We start from the raw sequence: 18,311 nt of genomic DNA, 5'->3' as shown, positions 1-18,311 counted from the left end.
TTAATGCGCTGCCTTGAATTCAAGCCGACGGCGGTGCAGAACCGGCTCGGTGTAACCCGACGGCTGCACGCGGCCCTCAAACACCAGATCGCAGGCCGCCTGGAAGGCGATGCCGTCGAAACCGGGGGCCATCGGGCGATAGGCCGGGTCGGAGGCGTTCTGACGGTCCACCACGGCGGCCATCTTCTGCATCGCGGCCATCACCTGATCGCGGCTGACGATGCCGTGATGCAGCCAGTTGGCCACATGCTGGGCCGAGATCCGGCAGGTGGCGCGATCCTCCATCAGGCCGACATCGTTGATATCGGGCACCTTGGAGCAGCCGACGCCCTGGTCGATCCAACGCACGACATAACCAAGGATGCCTTGGGCGTTATTCTCGACCTCAGCGATCTTCTGGGCGTCGGTCCATTTCTGATAGGCCGCCAGCGGGATATCGAGGATGCCTTCCACATGACCGCGCCGACCGCCTTTGGCCAGACGCGCCTGCACGGCGAAGACATCGACCTTGTGGTAATGCAGCGCGTGCAGCGTGGCGGCTGTCGGGCTGGGCACCCAGGCGCAGTTGGCGCCTGCCTTGGGGTGGCCGATCTTCTGCTCCAGCATCGCGGCCATCATGTCGGGCATGGCCCACATGCCCTTGCCGATCTGGGCCTTGCCGGACAGGCCACATTCCAGACCGATATCGACGTTGAGGTCTTCGTAAGCGGTGATCCAGCCCTTGCGCTTGATGAAATCCTTGCGGCTGAAGGGACCGGCTTCCATCGAGGTGTGGATTTCGTCGCCCGTGCGGTCAAGAAAGCCGGTGTTGATGAAAGCGACGCGGGTTTTCGCCGCGCGGATGCATTCCTTGAGGTTGACGGAGGTGCGGCGCTCCTCGTCCATGACGCCGATCTTGACGGTGCTGCGGGGCAGGCCCAGCACGTCTTCGACGCGGGCGAAAATCTCATCCGCGAAGGCCACTTCCTCGGGGCCGTGCATCTTGGGTTTCACGACATAGACAGACCCGAGGGTGGAATTGCCGCGTTTCTTGAGGTCATGCATGGCGATCATGACGGTCATCATCGCGTCCATCAGACCTTCGAACACCTCGTTCCCCTCGGCGTCCAGAATGGCGGGGTTGGTCATGAGGTGACCCACATTGCGCACCCAGAGCAGCGCGCGGCCCTTGAGGGTGATGGTGCTGCCATCGGGTGCCGTGAAGGTGCGGTCGGCGGCAAGGCGGCGGGTCATGGGTTTGCCGCCCTTCTCGAACGTCTCCTCCAGATCGCCCTGCATGAGGCCCAGCCAGTTGCCATAGGCCAGCACCTTGTCCTCGGCATCCACGCAGGCGACCGAATCCTCGCAATCCATGATGGCGGAAATGGCTGATTCCAGCACCACATCGGCCAGCCCCGCCTGATCGCGCGCGCCGATGGGATGGGTGCGGTCGAAGATCAGTTCGACATGCAGGCCGTTATTGACCAGAAGCACGGCATCGGGGGCCTTGGGGTGGCCGCGGTAGCCTGCGAATTTGGCAGGCGTCATCAGCGGGTGGTCGTCGATCAGCAGCTGGCCGTCCTGCACATGGTAGCGGCGGGCATCGGCGTGGCTGGTGCCCTGCACGGGGAAGGCCTCGTCCAGAAAGACGCGGGCGCGGGCGACGACGCGGGCGCCGTGGCCACGGTCATAGCCGCCCTTGGGGGGCGTGGTCCCCATGGCATCGGTGCCATAGAGCGCGTCATAGAGGCTGCCCCAGCGGGCATTCGCGGCGTTCAGGGCGAAACGGGCATTGGTGATCGGCACGACAAGCTGCGGGCCGGGGATCGTGGCGATCTCGGGGTCCACATTGGTGGTCTCGATCTTGAAATCCGGGCCTTCGGGCAGCAGATAGCCGATCTCCTCGAGGAAGGCCTTGTAGGCGGCCGGGTCATGCGACTGGTTGCGCCGCGCGATATGCCATGCGTCGATCTTGGCCTGCAGATCCGCGCGTTTCGACAGCAGCGCACGGTTTCTGGGGGTCATGTCGCGGATCAGGCCCGCGAAACCGGACCAGAACGCCTCGGAGGCAAGCCCGGTGCCCGGCAAGGCGCGCGCCTCGACGAAATCGAACAGTTGACGGTCCACCTGAAGTCCGTGTGTGGTGACGCGATCTGACATGGTTCTGCTCCCTTTTCGCACGGCATTCCGCCGCATACCCGTGATGCGTCGCTTATTAGGACCAAAGTTTCCGATAGGCAACAGAGGCGGTCAGAAAACCTGACCAATAACACCTCATGGTGAAGGCTTTCGGGACGTCTCCTTCGCCTTGCCGCGCGTGCCCCGGCAACGGTCGGAACAATAGCGGACCTCCTCCCAGACGCGTTCCCATTTCTTGCGCCATGTGAAGGGCCGACCGCAGGTAGCGCAGGTCTTTTGCGGAAGGTCGGATTTGCGCCGCATCGCCATCAGAAATCAAAGCCCATCTGCCGGCTGTCCTTCTTCGCCTGCTTCACCGCCACCGGATCGCGGCGGAAGCGTCCCTTGGCATCCTTGCGGCTGGCATGTTTGCGCACCACCTGTGCGGCCTGCGCGCGAAACCCGTCGCCCTGACGCACCGCCCAGACCCGGTCGCGCGCCCAGGCTGCAGCCTGTTTCACATCCACGATGGGCGCGGGATAGGGCAATCCCCCTGCCCCGTCCCAGCGCCACGGCTCTTGCAGCAGGGCATCGGGCACCGCCGCGAGTTCGGGCACCCAAGCCCGCGTGAACGCCCCTGTCGGGTCCTGATCCATGCCCTGTTTCACGGGGTTGTAGATCCGCAGCGTATTGATGCCTGTGGTGCCCGATTGCATCTGCACCTGGCTCCAGTGAATCCCCGGCTCGTAATCGGTGAACATCCGCGCCAGATGCGCCCCCGTGGCGCGCCAGTCGAGCCAGAGATGATAGCTGGCCACCGCCATGACCATGCTGCGCATGCGGAAATTGAGCCAGCCCGTGGCTGCCAGCGACCGCATGCAGGCATCGACGAAGGGCAGGCCCGTCTCGCCCTTTTGCCACGCCGCAAGACGCGCGGCATCGGGCATGGCGGGCCGCAACCCTTCATAGGCGGGATGCAGGCAGCGCCATTCCAGCGCGGGTTCATCCTCCAGCTTTTGCATGAAGTGATCGCGCCATGCCAGACGCGCGCGGAAGGATTGCACCGATCCCGGCCAGCCATCGCCGGTGCCCCGCACCTGCACGGCGCGCCGCGCGGCCGCCTGTTCCGCCTCGCGCGCCGAGATGGTGCCAAAGGCCAGATGCGGCGACAGGCGCGAGCAGGCCGTCGCCCCCTGCAACGGCGAGGACATGGCGCGGCGGTAATCCTGCCCGCGTTCCGTCAGGAATGTGTCCAGACGCGCCAGACCTGCGGCGCGCCCGCCGCGCTGGCGTTGCGGGGCATCCGCGCCCAGCCCCAGCGCCGCCGCGCCCGGCAGCGCGCTTGAGGCGACATCCGCCAGCATCGTCACGCGGCCCGGCACAGCCACCGGCCCCGCCATGACGCGGTCCCGCGCGGCGGCCCAGCCATCGCGGCCCCGCAACCGCCGCACCACGCCGGATTGCGGCAGTTCTTCCCAGACCACGCCTTGCCCCCGCGCCCAGGCCGCCACCGCCCGGTCGCGCGCATAGGTCCAGCCGTTGCCGGTCTCCTCATGGCTGATCAGCCGGGTGATGGCGTGGCGCGCGCGCAAATCCTCCAGCACTGTCACGGCCTCGCCCACCCGGATCACCAGCGCCAAGCCGATCCGGTCCAACCGATCCTTCAGATCGACCAGAGACTCGCGCAGAAAGCCGTAATGCCGCGCATCGGCATCGGACTGTGCCCAAAGTCCCGGCTCGACGATATAGAGCGGCAGCACGGGCGCACCGATCTGCGCCGCCCGCGCCAGCGCCGGATGATCCGCCACCCGCAGATCCCGCTTGAACCAGAGTATCGTGCCCGTCATCCCCTGCGATCTAGCGGTGCCATGCCAAAAGCAACGCCACCCTGCTTCATCTTGCCAAAAATACTCATATCCGACAGCGGCCTGCGCGCGCGCCCATTGCGAAGGCGCCCCCCGCGCCCTACCCTCGGGCGCAACAGCATCCCCGAGGAGCATCATGAAAGACGCCGCCCCCCAGCCCGTATATCTGTCCGACTATACCCCTTTCGGCTATCTGGTCGAGGCTGTGCATCTGACCTTCCGGCTGGACCCTGACCGCACCCGCGTGATCAGCCGTATCCGCTTTCGCCCCAACCCGGACAGTGCGGATCGTCGGTTCTTTCTGCATGGCGAGCAGTTGCAACTGATCAGCGCCCGGATCGACGGCGCGGCGGTCACGCCCGAGGTGACGCCGCAGGGTCTGAGCTGCGACCTGCCAGACGCGCCCTTCACCTTTGAGGCCGAGGTCGAGATCGCGCCTGCCGCCAATACCGCCCTTGAGGGGCTGTATCTGTCGAACGGCATGTATTGCACCCAATGCGAGGCGGAAGGGTTCCGCAAGATCACCTATTATCCCGACCGGCCCGATGTGATGGCGGTCTTCACCGTGCGGATCGAGGGGGCCACGCCGGTCAAGCTGTCGAACGGCAACCCGGTGGCGACTGGCGAGGGCTGGGCCGAGTGGCACGATCCATGGCCCAAGCCATCCTATCTGTTCGCGCTGGTGGCCGGTGATCTGGTGGCACATGCGGATCGGTTCACCACCGCCTCGGGGCGCGATGTGGCGCTGAACATCTGGGTGCGTCCGGGGGATGAGGGCAAATGCGCCTATGGCATGGACGCGCTGAAACGGTCGATGCGGTGGGAGGAAGAGGTTTACGGGCTGGAATACGACTTGGATATTTTCAACATCGTCGCCGTGGATGACTTCAATATGGGCGCGATGGAGAACAAGGGGTTGAACATTTTCAACTCAAGCTGCGTTCTGGCCTCGCCCGACACCTCGACGGATGCGAATTACGAGCGGATCGAGGCGATCATTGCGCATGAGTATTTCCACAACTGGACCGGCAACCGGATCACGTGCCGCGACTGGTTCCAGCTATGCCTGAAGGAAGGGCTGACGGTGTTCCGCGATGCGCAGTTCACCTCCGACATGCGCTCGGCCCCCGTCAAGCGGATCGCGGATGTGATCGCGCTGCGGGCGCGGCAGTTCCGCGAGGATAACGGGCCATTGGCGCATCCCGTGCGCCCGGCAAGCTTTGTCGAGATCAACAATTTCTACACCGCCACGGTCTATGAAAAGGGGGCGGAACTGGTGGGGATGCTCAAGACGCTGGTTGGGGATGAGGCCTATGCGGCGGCCTTGCAGGAATATGTCGCGCGCCATGACGGGCAGGCCGTCACGATCGAGGATTGGCTCAGGGTGTTCGAGGATGTGACGGGGCGCGATCTGGCGCAGTTCAAGCGCTGGTATACGGATGCGGGCACCCCGCGGCTGAGCGTGACCGACAGTTGGCAGGACGGCACCTATACGCTGACCTTCCGCCAGCACACGCCCCCCACGCCGGGCCAGCCAGACAAGGCGCCGCGCGTGATCCCGGTGGCGGTGGGGCTGCTCAACCCCAATGGCGATGAGGTGCGGCCGACCACTGTTCTGGAGATGACCGCGGCGGAACAAAGCTTCCGCTTCGACGGGCTGGCGGCCAAGCCCGTGCCGTCGATCCTGCGGGGCTTCTCGGCCCCGGTGATCCTGGAGCGGGACATGGACAATGCGGAACGCGCCTTCCTGCTGGCCCATGACACCGACCCGTTCAACAAATGGGAGGCGGGCCGCGCCCTGGGCCGCGAGACGCTGATGCGGATGGCCCTGACCGGGGCGGAGGCCGACCGCGCCTATCTGGACGCCCTGCGCGCCGTGTTGCGCGACGACAGCCTTGATCCGGCCTTCCGCGCGCTGGCGATGCGGCCGCCCTCGCAGGACGACATCGCGCAGGCGCTGCATGATGCGGGGCATACACCCGATCCGCAGGCCATCTACGACGCCGCCGACCGTCTGGGCCAGAGCATGGCCGCGCATATGGCGGATCTGCTGCCCGCCCTTTATGCCGAGATGACGGTGCCCGGCCCCTACAACCCGGAGGCCGGCGCGGCGGGCAAGCGCGATCTGCAAGGGCTGGTCCTGTCGCTGCTGACGCGTCTGGACGCCGGGAAAACCGCGCGCGCGCAATTCGCCGCCGCCGACAACATGACCCAGCAACTGACCGCGCTGTCCTGCCTGATGGCGCACCAGATCGGCGAGGCGGAGAGCACAGCCTTCCACGATCAATGGCGCCATGACCGGCTGGTGATGGACAAGTGGTTCGCCCTGACCGTCAGCCATGCGCGGCCCGAGGACGCGGCCAGTCGCGCCGCCGCACTGGCGCGGCATCCCGAATTCAACATGCGCAACCCCAACCGGTTCCGCGCCACATTCGGCGCGCTGGCGGGGCACGCGGCGGGGTTCCACCATGCCACGGGGCAAGGCTATGCCACCTTGGCCGATTGGCTGATCAAGCTGGACCCGGTGAACCCGCAGACAACCGCCCGCATGTGCGCCGCCTTCGAGACATGGACCCGCTATGACGCCACGCGGCAGGCCCATGCCCGCGCCGCGCTGGAGCGTATTCTGGAGACCCCCAGCCTCAGCCGCGATACCACCGAGATGGTGAGCCGTATCTTGGGATCATGACAGAGGACGGCCCCCTGCTTCATCTTGCGTCAAATACTCAGCCCCGGCCTGCCCCGTGACTCAGGCCCTGCTGGATCATCACAGCCGTGGGCGCAACCCGCGCACGGCGCTGGTCCTGGCGGGGGTCTGGGGGGTGTTGCTTCTGCTGGTGGTGCTGCTGGACGCCGCCCTCTGGATCGTGGCGGGGCTGGGACTGTTCACCCTGCCCGCGCTGTGGGATCTGGTGACGGATCGTGCCTCGGGTCTGACGCTGACGCAGGACAGCCTGCACTGGTTCAGCGGTGCGCGGTCAGACAGGATTCCGCTGGCGCGGATCAAGGCCGTGCGGTTGGATCGGAGGCTGGACCTGAGCTACCGTGTCTCGGTCGTGTTGCGGGATGATCGGCGTATCCGGTTGCCGCAGGATTGTCTGCCACAGGTGCCTGCACTGGAAGCCGCGGTGATCCGGGCGGGGATCAGGGTGGAGCGTCACCCTTTCTCGCTGCTCTGAGCGATGTGCAGCCCGGCGGGCCGCGCCTTGGGGCGGACCGCGGAAAGCGGGCGGCAATAACTTTGGCTTTTCAGCCAGTTTTGCATCTGTGCGCGCTTGTCCGCGCTGCGGATCGGCCCCCAGTCGGCCGCCACCCCGCGCCAGCGACCGGCTTGCACGGCGATCACCCCGTCGCGGGCCACGGTGCGCGCCATGATCCGCAAGCCGCAGGAAAGGTTCGCCGCCCCGTTCTGCAAGGCGGCCCCGCTGCGCGCGTCGCAGCCATAGCCCGCCGCCGTGGCGGGCAGGATCTGCAACAAGCCGTGATAGAGCCCGCCGCCTCCGACAGCGGCTGCGCGATGGCCGCTTTCATACCGCGCCAGAGCCGAGGCGAGCCCCACCCAGAAGGCGCGCCGTTGCGCCGCATCGGCTTGTGGGTAGGCCGGGCACCAGTCGGCGATGTCGCCCGGCACGGTCTGCGCCAGCGGGGCGGCATGCCCCTGAAGCGCCGAAAGGGCCGCGCGCGTCCAGAGCGCCGTGCCCGACGTCCGGCCCCATGCCATGCGTGGCAATGCCTCGCTGCGCGCACGCGGGCGCGTCACGGTGGGGACGAGGGTGCCGGATGTGGCGATGGTGGCCTGTGACAGGGCCGCTTGCTCGGCCGTGACAGGCAGGGCAAGGCACAGGCAGATCAGCAAGGGCAGCAGGCGTGGCAGCATCGGTGCAGGTTGCCCTGCGCGGTCGAGTCGCGAAAGCCCGGTTTTTCCGCATAGGCGCCGCTTTGCCCATCAGGGGCGGTTGCGGCGGGGCCTCTGCCCTCTTGCCCCGCCCCTGCCCCTGTCCTAGAACGCTGCCATTCCAGACCAAAGGACCGGACCGATGCTTGATCTGACCTACGAGACCCCGAAACCCCGCGTGATCGCCGGGGCCAAGCAGGATTGGGAGCTTGTGATCGGGATGGAGGTCCATGCGCAGGTGTCCTCGAACGCCAAGCTGTTCTCGGGCGCGTCCACGAAATTCGGCAATGAACCCAATGCCAATGTGGCCTTTGTCGATGCCGCCATGCCGGGGATGCTGCCGGTGATCAACGAATTCTGCGTCGAACAGGCGGTGCGCACGGGGCTGGGCCTGAAGGCCCAGATCAACCTGTGGTCGGCCTTTGACCGCAAGAACTATTTCTACCCCGATCTGCCGCAGGGCTATCAGATCAGCCAGCTCTATCATCCCATCGTGGGTGAGGGCGAGATTCTGGTCGAGATGGGCCCCGGTGTCGCGCGTCTGGTGCGGGTCGAGCGGATTCATCTGGAGCAGGATGCGGGCAAGTCGATCCATGACATGGACCCGAACATGTCCTTTGTGGACCTGAACCGCACGGGCGTGGCGCTGATGGAGATTGTCAGCCGCCCCGATATTCGCGGCCCCGAAGAAGCCGCCGCTTATGTGACCAAACTGCGCCAGATTCTGCGTTACTTGGGCACTTGTGACGGGAACATGCAGAACGGCAACCTGCGCGCCGATGTGAACGTGTCGATCTGCGCGCCCGGCCAGTATGAGAAATATCAGGCGACAGGCGATTTCAGCCATCTTGGCACGCGCTGCGAGATCAAGAACATGAACTCGATGCGGTTCATCCAGATGGCCATCGAGGTCGAGGCGCGGCGCCAGATCGCCATCGTCGAGGCGGGCGGTCAGGTCGTGCAGGAAACGCGGCTTTACGATGTGGAGAAGAACGAGACGCGGTCGATGCGCTCCAAGGAAGAGGCGCATGATTACCGTTACTTCCCCGATCCCGATCTGCTGCCGCTGGAGATCGAGCAGGCTTGGGTCGATGACATCAAGGCGCGTCTGCCTGAATTGCCCGACGCCAAGAAGGCGCGCTTCATGGGTGATTTCGGCCTGACCGACTATGACGCAAGCGTGTTGACGGCGGAACTGGACGCGGCGGGGTATTTCGAGGCCGTGGCGCAGGGGCGTGATGGCAAGATGGCAGCGAACTGGGTGATCAACGAGCTGTTCGGGCGCCTGAAGAAGGACAGTCTGGATATCTCGGGCAGCCCGGTCAGCCCGGCGCAACTGGGCGGGATCATTGATCTGATCGCCTCTGGGGCGATTTCGGGCAAGATCGCCAAGGACCTGTTCGAGATCGTCTATACCGAAGGCGGTGATCCGGCGCAGATCGTGGACGCGCGCGGGATGAAGCAGGTGACGGATACCGGTGCCATCGAGGCGGCGGTCGATCAGATCATCGCCGAGAACCCGGCGCAGGTGGAAAAAGCCAAGCAGAACCCGAAACTGGCAGGCTGGTTTGTGGGTCAGGTGATGAAGGCCACGGGTGGCAAGGCCAATCCGGCGACCGTCAACCAGTTGGTGATGGACAAGCTGGGTCTTTGACCGCCCCGGCGACAGGAGAGACCGATGAGTATTCCCGCGCCTTTCACATCATCCGTGATGGAGGTCGAGCCGCAATGGATCGACCATAACGGCCATATGAACATGGCCTATTACAACGTGTTGTTCGACCGTTGCGCGGATGAAGCCTATGCCCTGATGGGGTTCGGGCCGGATTACATCAAGACGCGGGGTCATTCGACCTTCACGGCGGAATTCCACATCTGCTATGTGCGCGAGTTGCATCTGGGCGCGAAGGTGCGCTGCACCTTTCAGCTGATCGCCCATGACGAGAAGCGGTTTCACACCTATCAGGAGCTGTGGCACGAGGATGGCTGGCTGGCCGCAACGGGCGAGGCGTTGGGGCTGCATATCGACATGTCCGGCCCGCGCGTGGCGGTGATGCCAGACGACATCCGCGCCAAGCTGGCGGCGTTGCAGGCGGCGCATGACACCCTGCCCCGGCCGGAACGCGTGGGGCGCGGCATCGCGTTGAAGCGCAAATAGCCGCGCGCGGGGCGCCGGACGGTGGCGTTGCGAAGAACCGCCCATGGGGCGAGATTGCTGTGCATCGCGCTGGAACCTGCGGCCTTTGGCTGCTACAAGCCCTCGATCCAGATGTCAGGACCCCGCCCATGAGCTATGAATACCGCGTCATTCCCGCCCCGACCAAGGGTACCAAGGCCAAGGGGGCCAAGACGGTCGAGGAGCGGTTCGCCCTGACCCTGCAAGAGGCGATGAACAGCATGGCCCAGGACGGATGGGAGTTTCAGCGCGCCGAGACGCTGCCATCCGAGGAACGCGCCGGGCTGACCGGGCGCAAGACCGTCTATCACAACATGCTTGTGTTCCGGCGCAAGACGGAAACCGCGCTTGAGGCGTTCCAGCCGCGCGACGTTCAGCCTGTCGCGGCACCCGAGCAGGCGGGGGACGCGCCCGTGCGCTTCATCCGCCCTGCCCTGTCCGCAGTGTCGGAACCGTCGCCCAAGGCCCCGCCGGTGCCCTCGCCCAGGACCCTGTCGGGCAGTCTGGTGAAGGACGGCAGCGACACCTCGCGCGACTGAGGCGCGCGGCGGCATCGCCTCATGCCGGGATGGACCGGATCAGCCCGTCACATCCAGCGCCAGCGCATGAATCCGCCCGATCAATTGCGGCCCCAAGGCCGCGTGAATGGCGCGGTGACGCTGCAAGCGGGTCATGGGGGCGAACTGGTGTGACCGGATGATGACCCGGAAATGGCTCTCGCCGCCGTCGCTATAGCCTGCATGACCACGATGCTGCTCGCTTTCGTCAATGACTTCAAGACGTTGCGGCGAAAACACCGTCTCAAGCGCCGATCTGATCTCTTCCGTCCTGCTCATAAATTTACCCCGTGCCCCCTTCAATCCTTGTGCAAACAGTCTAAACTCTGTGCTCCGAGTCGAAAAGGTGAACCTATGTCCAAGCCAGATCCCTTCGGGTTCGACATGTCCGTGTCGTCGGCCAAGAAGAAGAATCCTCGTGGTCGGCGAGGCATGTCGGGTGCTGTCGAAACCTCAAGCCGCATCTGCGATCACGACGGCTGTCAGGAGGCCGGTAAGTTCCGCGCGCCCAAGGCGCCGGATGTGCTGGATGACTATTTCTGGTTCTGCAAGGACCATGTGCGCGAGTATAATCTGAAGTGGAACTTCTTTGACGGCACCACCGAGGCCGAGATCAACGCGCAACTGTCCAAGGACAAGGTCTGGGAGCGCGCGACGAAGCCCCTGGGTGACCCCGAGGCGCGCGCCTGGGCGCGGCTGGGGATCGAGGACGCGCATCAGGTGCTGGGCAACAATGCCACGCGCAATCCCGGAAAGTCGATCACGGGCGGCACCCGCAAGCTGCCACCGACGGAGCGGCGCGCCATCGAGATCCTTGAGGCCAAGGACCATTGGACCAAGGCCGAGGTGCGCAAATCCTACAAGGCGCTGATCAAGGTGCTGCATCCCGACATGAATGGCGGGGATCGCAGTCAGGAAGAGCAGCTGCAAGAGGTGGTCTGGGCCTGGGATCAGATCAAGGACAGCCGCAACTTCAAGTGATCACCGTCACCTGAACGGCAAGGCGGGCAAGGTCCGGCGGCGTTCAGCCGTGCTCTTCTGACAGGTCGGGCATGTCTTCGGTCCCGCTGTCGCGCGCGGCCAGTCTGGCGCGCAGGTCCAGCAGCATGTCCGAGCATTGGCGCACCTGATCCAGATCGAGCCCGAGTTCGGCCACGATCTGCCACGGAATTTCGGCGCAGCGTGCCGCGACCGTCCTTCCCTTTTCCGTCAGGAAAAGATCAACCCTCCGCTCGTCCTCGCTGCTGCGGGCGCGGCGGACAAGGCCCATCACCTCGATCCGCTTGAGCAGGGGCGAGAGCGTATTCGTTTCAAGGCACAGATCGCGCGCAAGGCTGCCGACATGCTGCCCATCCGCCTTGTGCAGGCGCAGCATGACCAAGTATTGCGGATAGGTCAGCCCGAGGGGCGACAAGAGCCGCTTGTAGTAGCGCGTGAAGGCGTGGCTGGCCGCATAGAGGTTGAAGCACAGCATCGCGTCGGGCTGAGGAGCTTTCGCCATTGTCGCCGGTCCAGTCTGGCAGGTCTGATATCGGTCTGACGACTATATCGCCCGCGACCAGTTCCACAAGCGATTGTCGCAAAGGCCGTTCAAAGACCTGCCGGATCGGACCCGTCAGGCGGGTTTGAACACCAGCGACACACCGTTCAGGCAATGACGCTTGCCCGTGGGCTGCGGGCCATCATCGAAGATATGGCCCAGATGGCTGCCACAGCGGCGGCAATGGCATTCGGTGCGCAGCATGAAAAGCTTGCGGTCCTGACTGGTGCCGATCGCATCCGGCAGCGCCTGATAGAAACTGGGCCATCCGGTGCCGCTGTCATATTTGGTGCTTGCATCATATAGCGGCAGGTCGCAGCCCCGGCAGTGGTACACACCGGGATCATAGACCTTGTCGAGCGGCGAGGAACCGGCGCGTTCCGTCCCCTCTTCGCGCATCACGCGGTATTCGGCGGGGGTGAGCATGGCGCGCCATTCGGCCTCGGTGCGGGTCACCTCGAACTGCGCGGCCTGCGCCGATCCGCGCCCGGCGCCGAACAGGCCATAGGTCAGGCCCGCGCTTGTTAGGATGGTAAAGCTGCGTCTGTTCATGGGGTTTTCCTTCCCTGTGGGGTTCAAGATGCGTGCACCGCCCGCCGTTCCGCAAGGGCGGACGGTGCACGTTCACGTGACCGGGAGGCACGCGAACATGGCCCCAAGGCTTGCGGACCACAGGGAAGACACGCTGCGGTGGGGGGCATAGTTTCAATCACATGCGCCAATCGGGCAGATGTGCCACCGCCTCTGTCCGGTCCTGTCACAGGGCACCGACGGGCCGGTCAGGGCCGTGACGGAAAACAGCAGCCCCCCTTGCCCTTGCCCGCATTATGTTGCACCAAACCTGTAAGCGAAATCACGCAGATGGATGAGGGCCAGGGGCCCGACACGGGAAGGACAGTTCCATGGCCGATGGCATGATCGATATCAACGCAAAACCCACCGAAGACATCTCGGTCCGCGAGGTCTTTGGCATCGACACCGACATGATCGTCAAGGGTTTCCCCGAGCGCACCGAACGCGTGCCCGAGAATGACAGCACCTACAAGTTCGATCCCGACACCACGCTGGCGATCCTTGCGGGCTTCAGCCACAACCGCCGCGTGATGATCCAGGGCTATCACGGCACGGGCAAATCCACCCATATCGAACAGGTCGCCAGCCGTCTGAACTGGCCCTGCGTGCGGGTGAACCTTGACAGCCATATCAGCCGGATCGACCTGATCGGCAAGGATGCGATCAAGCTGAAGGACGGGGTGCAGGTCACCGAATTCCACGAGGGCATCCTGCCCTGGGCGCTGCGCAACCCGACCGCGATCGTGTTCGACGAATATGATGCGGGCCGCGCCGATGTGATGTTCGTGATCCAGCGCGTGCTGGAAGTGGATGGCAAGCTGACGCTGCTGGACCAGAACGAGGTCATCACGCCGCATAAATATTTCCGCCTCTTCGCCACCGCCAACACCGTGGGTCTGGGCGATACGACGGGGCTTTATCACGGCACCCAGCAGATCAACCAGGGCCAGATGGACCGCTGGTCCTTGGTCGCGACGCTGAACTATCTGAGCATCGAGGCCGAGACGAATATCGTTCTGGCCAAGAACCCGCATTACAACACCGAGAAGGGTCGCAAAGTGATCAAGCAGATGGTCACGGTGGCCGATCTGACGCGGACGGCCTTCATGAATGGTGATCTGTCCACCGTGATGAGCCCGCGGACGGTGATCGCATGGGCGCAGAATGCCGAGATTTTCCGCAATGTCGGCTATGCGTTCCGGCTGTCCTTCCTGAATAAATGCGACGAGCTGGAGCGGCAGACGGTGGCCGAGTTCTATCAGCGTCTGTTCGACGAGGAACTGCCGGAATCGGCGGCCTCGATGTCGATGAAGTGATCGCGGCACGCTCGGTCCATCCCTGCGGGTTGTCCTCGCGACGCGGGCCAGCAGGGCGGAGGAGCAGCGCCGTTGGCCCAAGGGCCGCCCCGCGACCGGAGAGGTGAGATGAGCAAACCGACCGACAACCCCGCCGATCCGTTCAAGAAAGCCTTGGCCGAGGCCACCAAGGTCATGGCCCATGACCCTGATCTGACGGTCAGCTATTCGGTCGATCCCTCGGGCCTGTCGGGTGATGCGATGCGTCTGCCGCAGGTCAGCCGCCGCATGACGCGGGACGAGGTGATGCTGGCGCGTGGCACGGCCGATGCGCTGGCGCTACACCGCCGTTACCACAATGACGCGCTGCATGCGCGCTACGCGCCGCCCGGTGCGATGGCGCGGGACCTTTATGAGGCGATGGAGACCGCGCGCTGCGAGGCGATGGGCGCGCGCGACATGCCCGGCACCGCTGGCAATATCGACGCCAAGATCGCACATGAGGCGGCGCGGGCGGGGTATGAGCAGATCACCCAAGCCTCGGACGCGCCATTGGCGACGGCGGCGGGGTATATGATCCGGCATCTGGCGACGGGGCGGCAGCTTCCGGCGGGCGCGCAGAACGTCATGGAGCTATGGCGCGGGTTCATCGAGGATCAGGCGGGCGGCACGCTGGACGGTTTGCAGGACAAGCTGCACGATCAGGCGGCCTTTGCACGGTTCGCCCGCAAGGTGATCGAAGATCTGGGTTACGGCGATCAGCTGGGCGATGATCCCGACCAGCCTGATGACGATCAGGACGATGCCGAGGACAGCGCCGAGCAGCAGGAAAACCCCGACAGCAGCGGTCAGGATGACCAGCAGCAGGAAGAGGCCGAGGCCAGCCCCGAGCAGTCGCAGGAGGACAGCCAGGACGCGTCACAGGCGCAGGTCAGCATGGACGAGTTGGCCGATCAGGAGATGGGCGAGGATACTGAACTGCCCGATGGCGAGGCCCCGCTGGAGCCGCCCGCGCCGCAGCCCGTCTCGGATGCCGATCCGAACTATGCCGTCTATGTCACCGATTTCGATGAGGAAATTCCCGCCGAGGAATTGGCGGACCCGGTCGAGTTGGAACGGTTGCGCGCCTATCTGGATCAGCAGTTGGAGCCGTTGAAAGGCGCTGTGGGCCGTCTGGCCAACAAACTGCAACGCCGCCTTCAGGCGCAGCAGAACCGCTCGTGGTTGTTCGACATGGAAGAAGGCATCCTTGATGCGGGCCGTCTGGCGCGTGTCGTGGCGAACCCGACGACGCCGCTGTCCTTCAAGGTCGAGAAGGACACGGAATTCCGCGATACGGTGGTGACGCTGCTTCTGGACAATTCCGGCTCGATGCGGGGGCGGCCGATTTCCATCGCGGCCATCTGCGCCGATGTGCTGGCGCGGACGCTGGAGCGGTGCTCGGTCAAGGTGGAAATCCTGGGCTTCACCACACGCGCGTGGAAAGGTGGCCAAAGCCGCGAGAAATGGCTGGCCGAGGGGCGCCCGCAGCAACCGGGGCGTCTGAACGATCTGCGGCACATCATCTATAAATCCGCGGATGCGCCATGGCGGCGGACGCGGCCCAATCTGGGGCTGATGATGAAGGAAGGCTTGCTGAAGGAGAACATCGACGGCGAGGCGCTGGAATGGGCGCATCGGCGCATGATGGCCCGGCCCGAGGCGCGCAAGATCATGATGGTGATCTCGGATGGCGCGCCCGTGGACGATTCCACCCTCTCGGTGAACCCTGCGAACTATCTGGAAAAGCACCTGCGCGACGTGATTGCCATGGTGGAAAAACGCAAGGCTGTGGAACTGATCGCCATCGGTATCGGCCATGACGTGACGCGCTATTACCAGCATGCGGTCACGATCACCGATGTGGACCAGCTGGCCGGGGCCATGACCGAGCAGCTGGCGGGGCTGTTCGACAGCGACCCGCGCGCCCGTGCCCGGATGATCGGCATGAAGAGGGCGATGTAGCATGTTCCAGAGTTTCGAGGACAGTGCCCGCCCCGAGCAGGGCCCGCCCCGGCTGGCCGCGCTGCGCGATCTGTTGCCGCGCGAGGGGCTGACCGGATTTCTGGTGCCGCGCGCCGATGCGCATCAGGGGGAATATGTGGCCCCGCACGATGCGCGGCTAGCCTGGCTGACGGGATTCACCGGCTCGGCCGGGTTTGCCTGCGTGCTGCCCCATGTGGCGGGCGTTTTCATCGACGGACGCTACCGCACGCAGGTGAAAGGTCAGGTGGATCTGGCGCATTTCACGCCCGTGCCCTGGCCCGAGACAGGGCTGGCCGACTGGCTGCGCGCGCAGTTGCCCAATGGCGGGGTGATCGGGTTTGATCCCTGGCTGCACACCGCGGACGAGATCGGCAAGCTGGAGGAGGCGCTGGCGGGCACGGCCATCACGCTGCGGCCCGGCCCCAATGCCCTGGACCGGATCTGGACCGACCAGCCTGCCCCGCCTGCGGGGCTGATCACGCCCTATCCTGATGATCTGGCAGGCGAGACCAGCGCCGCCAAGCGGGCGCGGCTGGCCGAAGGCTTGCGCAAGGCCGGGCAGAGCGCGGCCGTCCTGACCCTGGCCGATTCCCTTGCCTGGCTCCTGAACGTGCGGGGGGCGGATATTCCGCGCAACCCGGTGCCGCATGGCTTTGCCGTGCTGCATGACAACGGCCATCTGACGCTGTTCGCCGATCCCGCCAAATGCGATGACGCCCTGCGCGCGCATCTGGGCACGGATGTGACCTTGCGCCCGGTGACGGCCTTTGGCGCGGGATTGCGCAGTCTGACTGGCCCGGTGCGGGTGGACCGGGCGACGGCCCCTCTCTGGGTGTCGATGGAACTGGCCGAGGCGGGGGTTCCCTGCGTCTGGGGGCAAGATCCCTGCATCCTGCCCAAGGCGACCAAGACCCCGGCCGAGATCGCCGCCACGACCGAGGCGCATCTGCGCGATGCCGCCGCCATGGTGGAATTCCTGTGCTGGTTCGACGCACAGCCGGCGGGGTCGCTGACCGAGATCGAGGTGGCCACCGCGCTGGAAGGTTTCCGCCGCGCGACCAATGCCCTGCGCGACATCAGTTTCGAGACGATCGCAGGGACCGGTCCCAATGGCGCGATCATGCATTACCGCGTCTCGAACAGCAGCAATGCGCGGCTGGAACCGGGACATCTGATCGTGGTGGACAGCGGCGGGCAATATCTGGACGGGACCACCGATATCACCCGCACCCTGCCCGTGGGCGAGGTTGGCGATACGGAAAAAGCCTGTTTCACCCGCGTGTTGCAGGGGATGATCGGGATCTCGCGCCTGCGCTTTCCCAAGGGGCTGGCGGGGCGCGACATCGACGCCATTGCCCGCGCGCCGCTTTGGGCGGCGGGGCTGGATTTCAACCACGGGACCGGTCATGGTGTGGGCGTCTATCTTTGCGTGCATGAAGGCCCGCAGCGGATCAGCCGCATCTCGGACGTGCCCTTGCAGCCCGGCATGATCCTGTCCAACGAGCCGGGATATTACCGCGAAGGGTCCTTTGGCATCCGGATCGAGAACCTGATCGTGGTGCGCGAGGCCCCTGCCCTTGCCGGCGCCGATGATCGGGCCATGTTCAGCTTCGACACGCTGACATGGGTGCCGATCGACCGGCGGCTGGTGCTGCCCGGCCTGATGACCGCCGAGGAGCGGGCCTGGCTGAACGCCTATCACGCGGCATGTCACGACAAGATAGCACCGCGCCTGTCCGAAGCGGCGCGCATCTGGCTGGCCGGGGCGACCGCTCCGCTGTGACGCTGACATGACAGCGTCACACAGGCAGGGCACAGAAGATTGAAAACGGGGGAAGACCATGACCGATCACATTACGATCCGCAAAGCCGAAGGAACCTGGGTGGTCCGCGCCGGTGGCGCGGTCCTGGGCGAGTCCAATGACGCGCTGGAATTGACCGAAGGCGCGATGCCCTTCGTGATCTATTTCCCGCGCGGCGACATCGCCATGGCCTTTCTGGACCGCACCGACCACAAGACACATTGCCCGCACAAGGGCGATGCCAGCTATTTCTCGATCGTGACGAAAAGCACGACCTTGCAGAACGCGGCATGGTCCTATGAGGACCCCAAGCCGGGGATGGAACGGATCAAGGACCATCTGGCCTTCTATGCCTCGGATACGGTGACGGTCGAGCAGGTCTGACAAGATCCCTGTCCTTGCCCGTCACGCGACAGGTGGCGGGCGTGGTCATGGATATTTTCAGCAAGAAGAAGCCGCAGCAGCGCGCGCCGATCACGGGGCGCG

At 65.0% G+C, this 18,311-nt stretch carries 17 protein-coding genes; 10 read left to right on the top strand and 7 right to left on the bottom strand.

Going from position 1 to position 18,311, the window contains the following annotated elements; genetic code table 11:
* From PVW27_RS09730 to PVW27_RS09720, 3 genes are all read right to left on the bottom strand, one after another.
* Window positions 1-2,139 carry a malate synthase G gene (locus PVW27_RS09730; protein WP_274557247.1) on the bottom strand — a complete coding sequence of 713 codons (2,139 nt, stop codon included), beginning with the start codon at window positions 2,137-2,139 and terminating at the stop codon, window positions 1-3.
* A 114-nt stretch (window positions 2,140-2,253) separates the two neighbouring features.
* On the bottom strand, window positions 2,254-2,421 hold the full coding sequence (locus PVW27_RS09725) for a DUF2256 domain-containing protein (protein WP_274557289.1): 168 nt from the start codon (window positions 2,419-2,421) through the stop codon (window positions 2,254-2,256).
* 5 nt (window positions 2,422-2,426) lie between these two features.
* On the bottom strand, window positions 2,427-3,944 hold the full coding sequence (locus PVW27_RS09720) for an FAD-binding domain-containing protein (RefSeq protein WP_274557245.1): 1,518 nt from the start codon (window positions 3,942-3,944) through the stop codon (window positions 2,427-2,429).
* Window positions 3,945-4,098: 154 nt separating this feature from the next.
* Between PVW27_RS09720 and pepN the strand changes: the two genes are divergently transcribed.
* A complete protein-coding gene (pepN, locus tag PVW27_RS09715) occupies window positions 4,099-6,651 on the top strand; it encodes an aminopeptidase N (protein WP_274557244.1) in 2,553 nt (850 codons plus the stop codon).
* Window positions 6,652-6,706: 55 nt separating this feature from the next.
* Entirely contained in the window at window positions 6,707-7,141 is a 435-nt protein-coding gene (locus PVW27_RS09710; RefSeq protein ID WP_274557242.1) for a hypothetical protein, read from the top strand.
* Here PVW27_RS09710 and PVW27_RS09705 read toward each other — a convergent pair.
* Window positions 7,120-7,839, bottom strand: coding sequence for a transglycosylase SLT domain-containing protein (locus tag PVW27_RS09705; RefSeq protein WP_274557241.1), 720 nt, complete (start codon window positions 7,837-7,839; stop codon window positions 7,120-7,122). The two genes, PVW27_RS09710 and PVW27_RS09705, sit on opposite strands and share 22 nt — an antisense overlap.
* Before the next feature lie 160 nt (window positions 7,840-7,999).
* Between PVW27_RS09705 and gatB the strand changes: the two genes are divergently transcribed.
* The 3 genes from gatB (at window position 8,000) to PVW27_RS09690 (ending at window position 10,572) form a co-directional block, all read left to right on the top strand.
* Window positions 8,000-9,511, top strand: a complete 1,512-nt coding sequence (gatB, locus tag PVW27_RS09700) for an Asp-tRNA(Asn)/Glu-tRNA(Gln) amidotransferase subunit GatB (protein ID WP_274557239.1) — start codon at window positions 8,000-8,002, stop codon at window positions 9,509-9,511.
* 24 nt (window positions 9,512-9,535) lie between these two features.
* The gene (locus tag PVW27_RS09695; protein ID WP_274557237.1) at window positions 9,536-10,015 is read left to right on the top strand and encodes a thioesterase family protein; all 480 of its coding nucleotides are present in this window, start codon (window positions 9,536-9,538) and stop codon (window positions 10,013-10,015) included.
* A gap of 128 nt (window positions 10,016-10,143) precedes the next feature.
* Window positions 10,144-10,572: a DUF4177 domain-containing protein gene (locus tag PVW27_RS09690; protein ID WP_274557235.1), complete on the top strand. Its 429-nt coding sequence runs from the start codon at window positions 10,144-10,146 to the stop codon at window positions 10,570-10,572.
* A 39-nt stretch (window positions 10,573-10,611) separates the two neighbouring features.
* Here PVW27_RS09690 and PVW27_RS09685 read toward each other — a convergent pair whose 3' ends face one another.
* Window positions 10,612-10,869 carry a BolA family protein gene (locus PVW27_RS09685; RefSeq protein WP_274557233.1) on the bottom strand — a complete coding sequence of 86 codons (258 nt, stop codon included), beginning with the start codon at window positions 10,867-10,869 and terminating at the stop codon, window positions 10,612-10,614.
* Between the two features lie 75 nt (window positions 10,870-10,944).
* Between PVW27_RS09685 and PVW27_RS09680 the strand changes: the two genes are divergently transcribed.
* Window positions 10,945-11,571, top strand: coding sequence for a J domain-containing protein (locus PVW27_RS09680; RefSeq protein WP_274557232.1), 627 nt, complete (start codon window positions 10,945-10,947; stop codon window positions 11,569-11,571).
* A gap of 43 nt (window positions 11,572-11,614) precedes the next feature.
* On the opposite strand, the gene PVW27_RS09675 is transcribed toward PVW27_RS09680, so the two are convergent.
* The gene (locus PVW27_RS09675; RefSeq protein ID WP_274557230.1) at window positions 11,615-12,091 is read right to left on the bottom strand and encodes a MarR family winged helix-turn-helix transcriptional regulator; all 477 of its coding nucleotides are present in this window, start codon (window positions 12,089-12,091) and stop codon (window positions 11,615-11,617) included.
* Between the two features lie 114 nt (window positions 12,092-12,205).
* Complete coding sequence (gene msrB / locus PVW27_RS09670) at window positions 12,206-12,682, bottom strand: peptide-methionine (R)-S-oxide reductase MsrB (RefSeq protein WP_274557228.1); 477 nt, start codon at window positions 12,680-12,682, stop codon at window positions 12,206-12,208.
* Window positions 12,683-13,032: 350 nt separating this feature from the next.
* On the opposite strand from msrB, the gene cobS reads away from it, so the two are divergent.
* The 4 genes from cobS to PVW27_RS09650 all read left to right on the top strand — a co-directional run bounded on the left by cobS (window position 13,033) and on the right by PVW27_RS09650 (window position 18,209).
* The gene (gene cobS, locus PVW27_RS09665; protein WP_274557226.1) at window positions 13,033-14,019 is read left to right on the top strand and encodes a cobaltochelatase subunit CobS; all 987 of its coding nucleotides are present in this window, start codon (window positions 13,033-13,035) and stop codon (window positions 14,017-14,019) included.
* Between the two features lie 108 nt (window positions 14,020-14,127).
* Complete coding sequence (gene cobT, locus PVW27_RS09660) at window positions 14,128-16,002, top strand: cobaltochelatase subunit CobT (RefSeq protein ID WP_274557224.1); 1,875 nt, start codon at window positions 14,128-14,130, stop codon at window positions 16,000-16,002.
* A gap of 1 nt (window position 16,003) precedes the next feature.
* Entirely contained in the window at window positions 16,004-17,806 is a 1,803-nt protein-coding gene (locus tag PVW27_RS09655; protein WP_274557222.1) for an aminopeptidase P family protein, read from the top strand.
* A gap of 58 nt (window positions 17,807-17,864) precedes the next feature.
* Entirely contained in the window at window positions 17,865-18,209 is a 345-nt protein-coding gene (locus tag PVW27_RS09650; protein WP_274557221.1) for a DUF427 domain-containing protein, read from the top strand.
* Window positions 18,210-18,311 lie beyond the last annotated feature (102 nt).

It is taken from the genome of Seohaeicola sp. 4SK31 (assembly GCF_028802875.1).
GTDB lineage: Bacteria > Pseudomonadota > Alphaproteobacteria > Rhodobacterales > Rhodobacteraceae > Seohaeicola.
The sequence above is the reverse complement of the archived record's forward strand: the minus strand, read 5'-3'. Positions and strand labels throughout refer to the sequence as shown.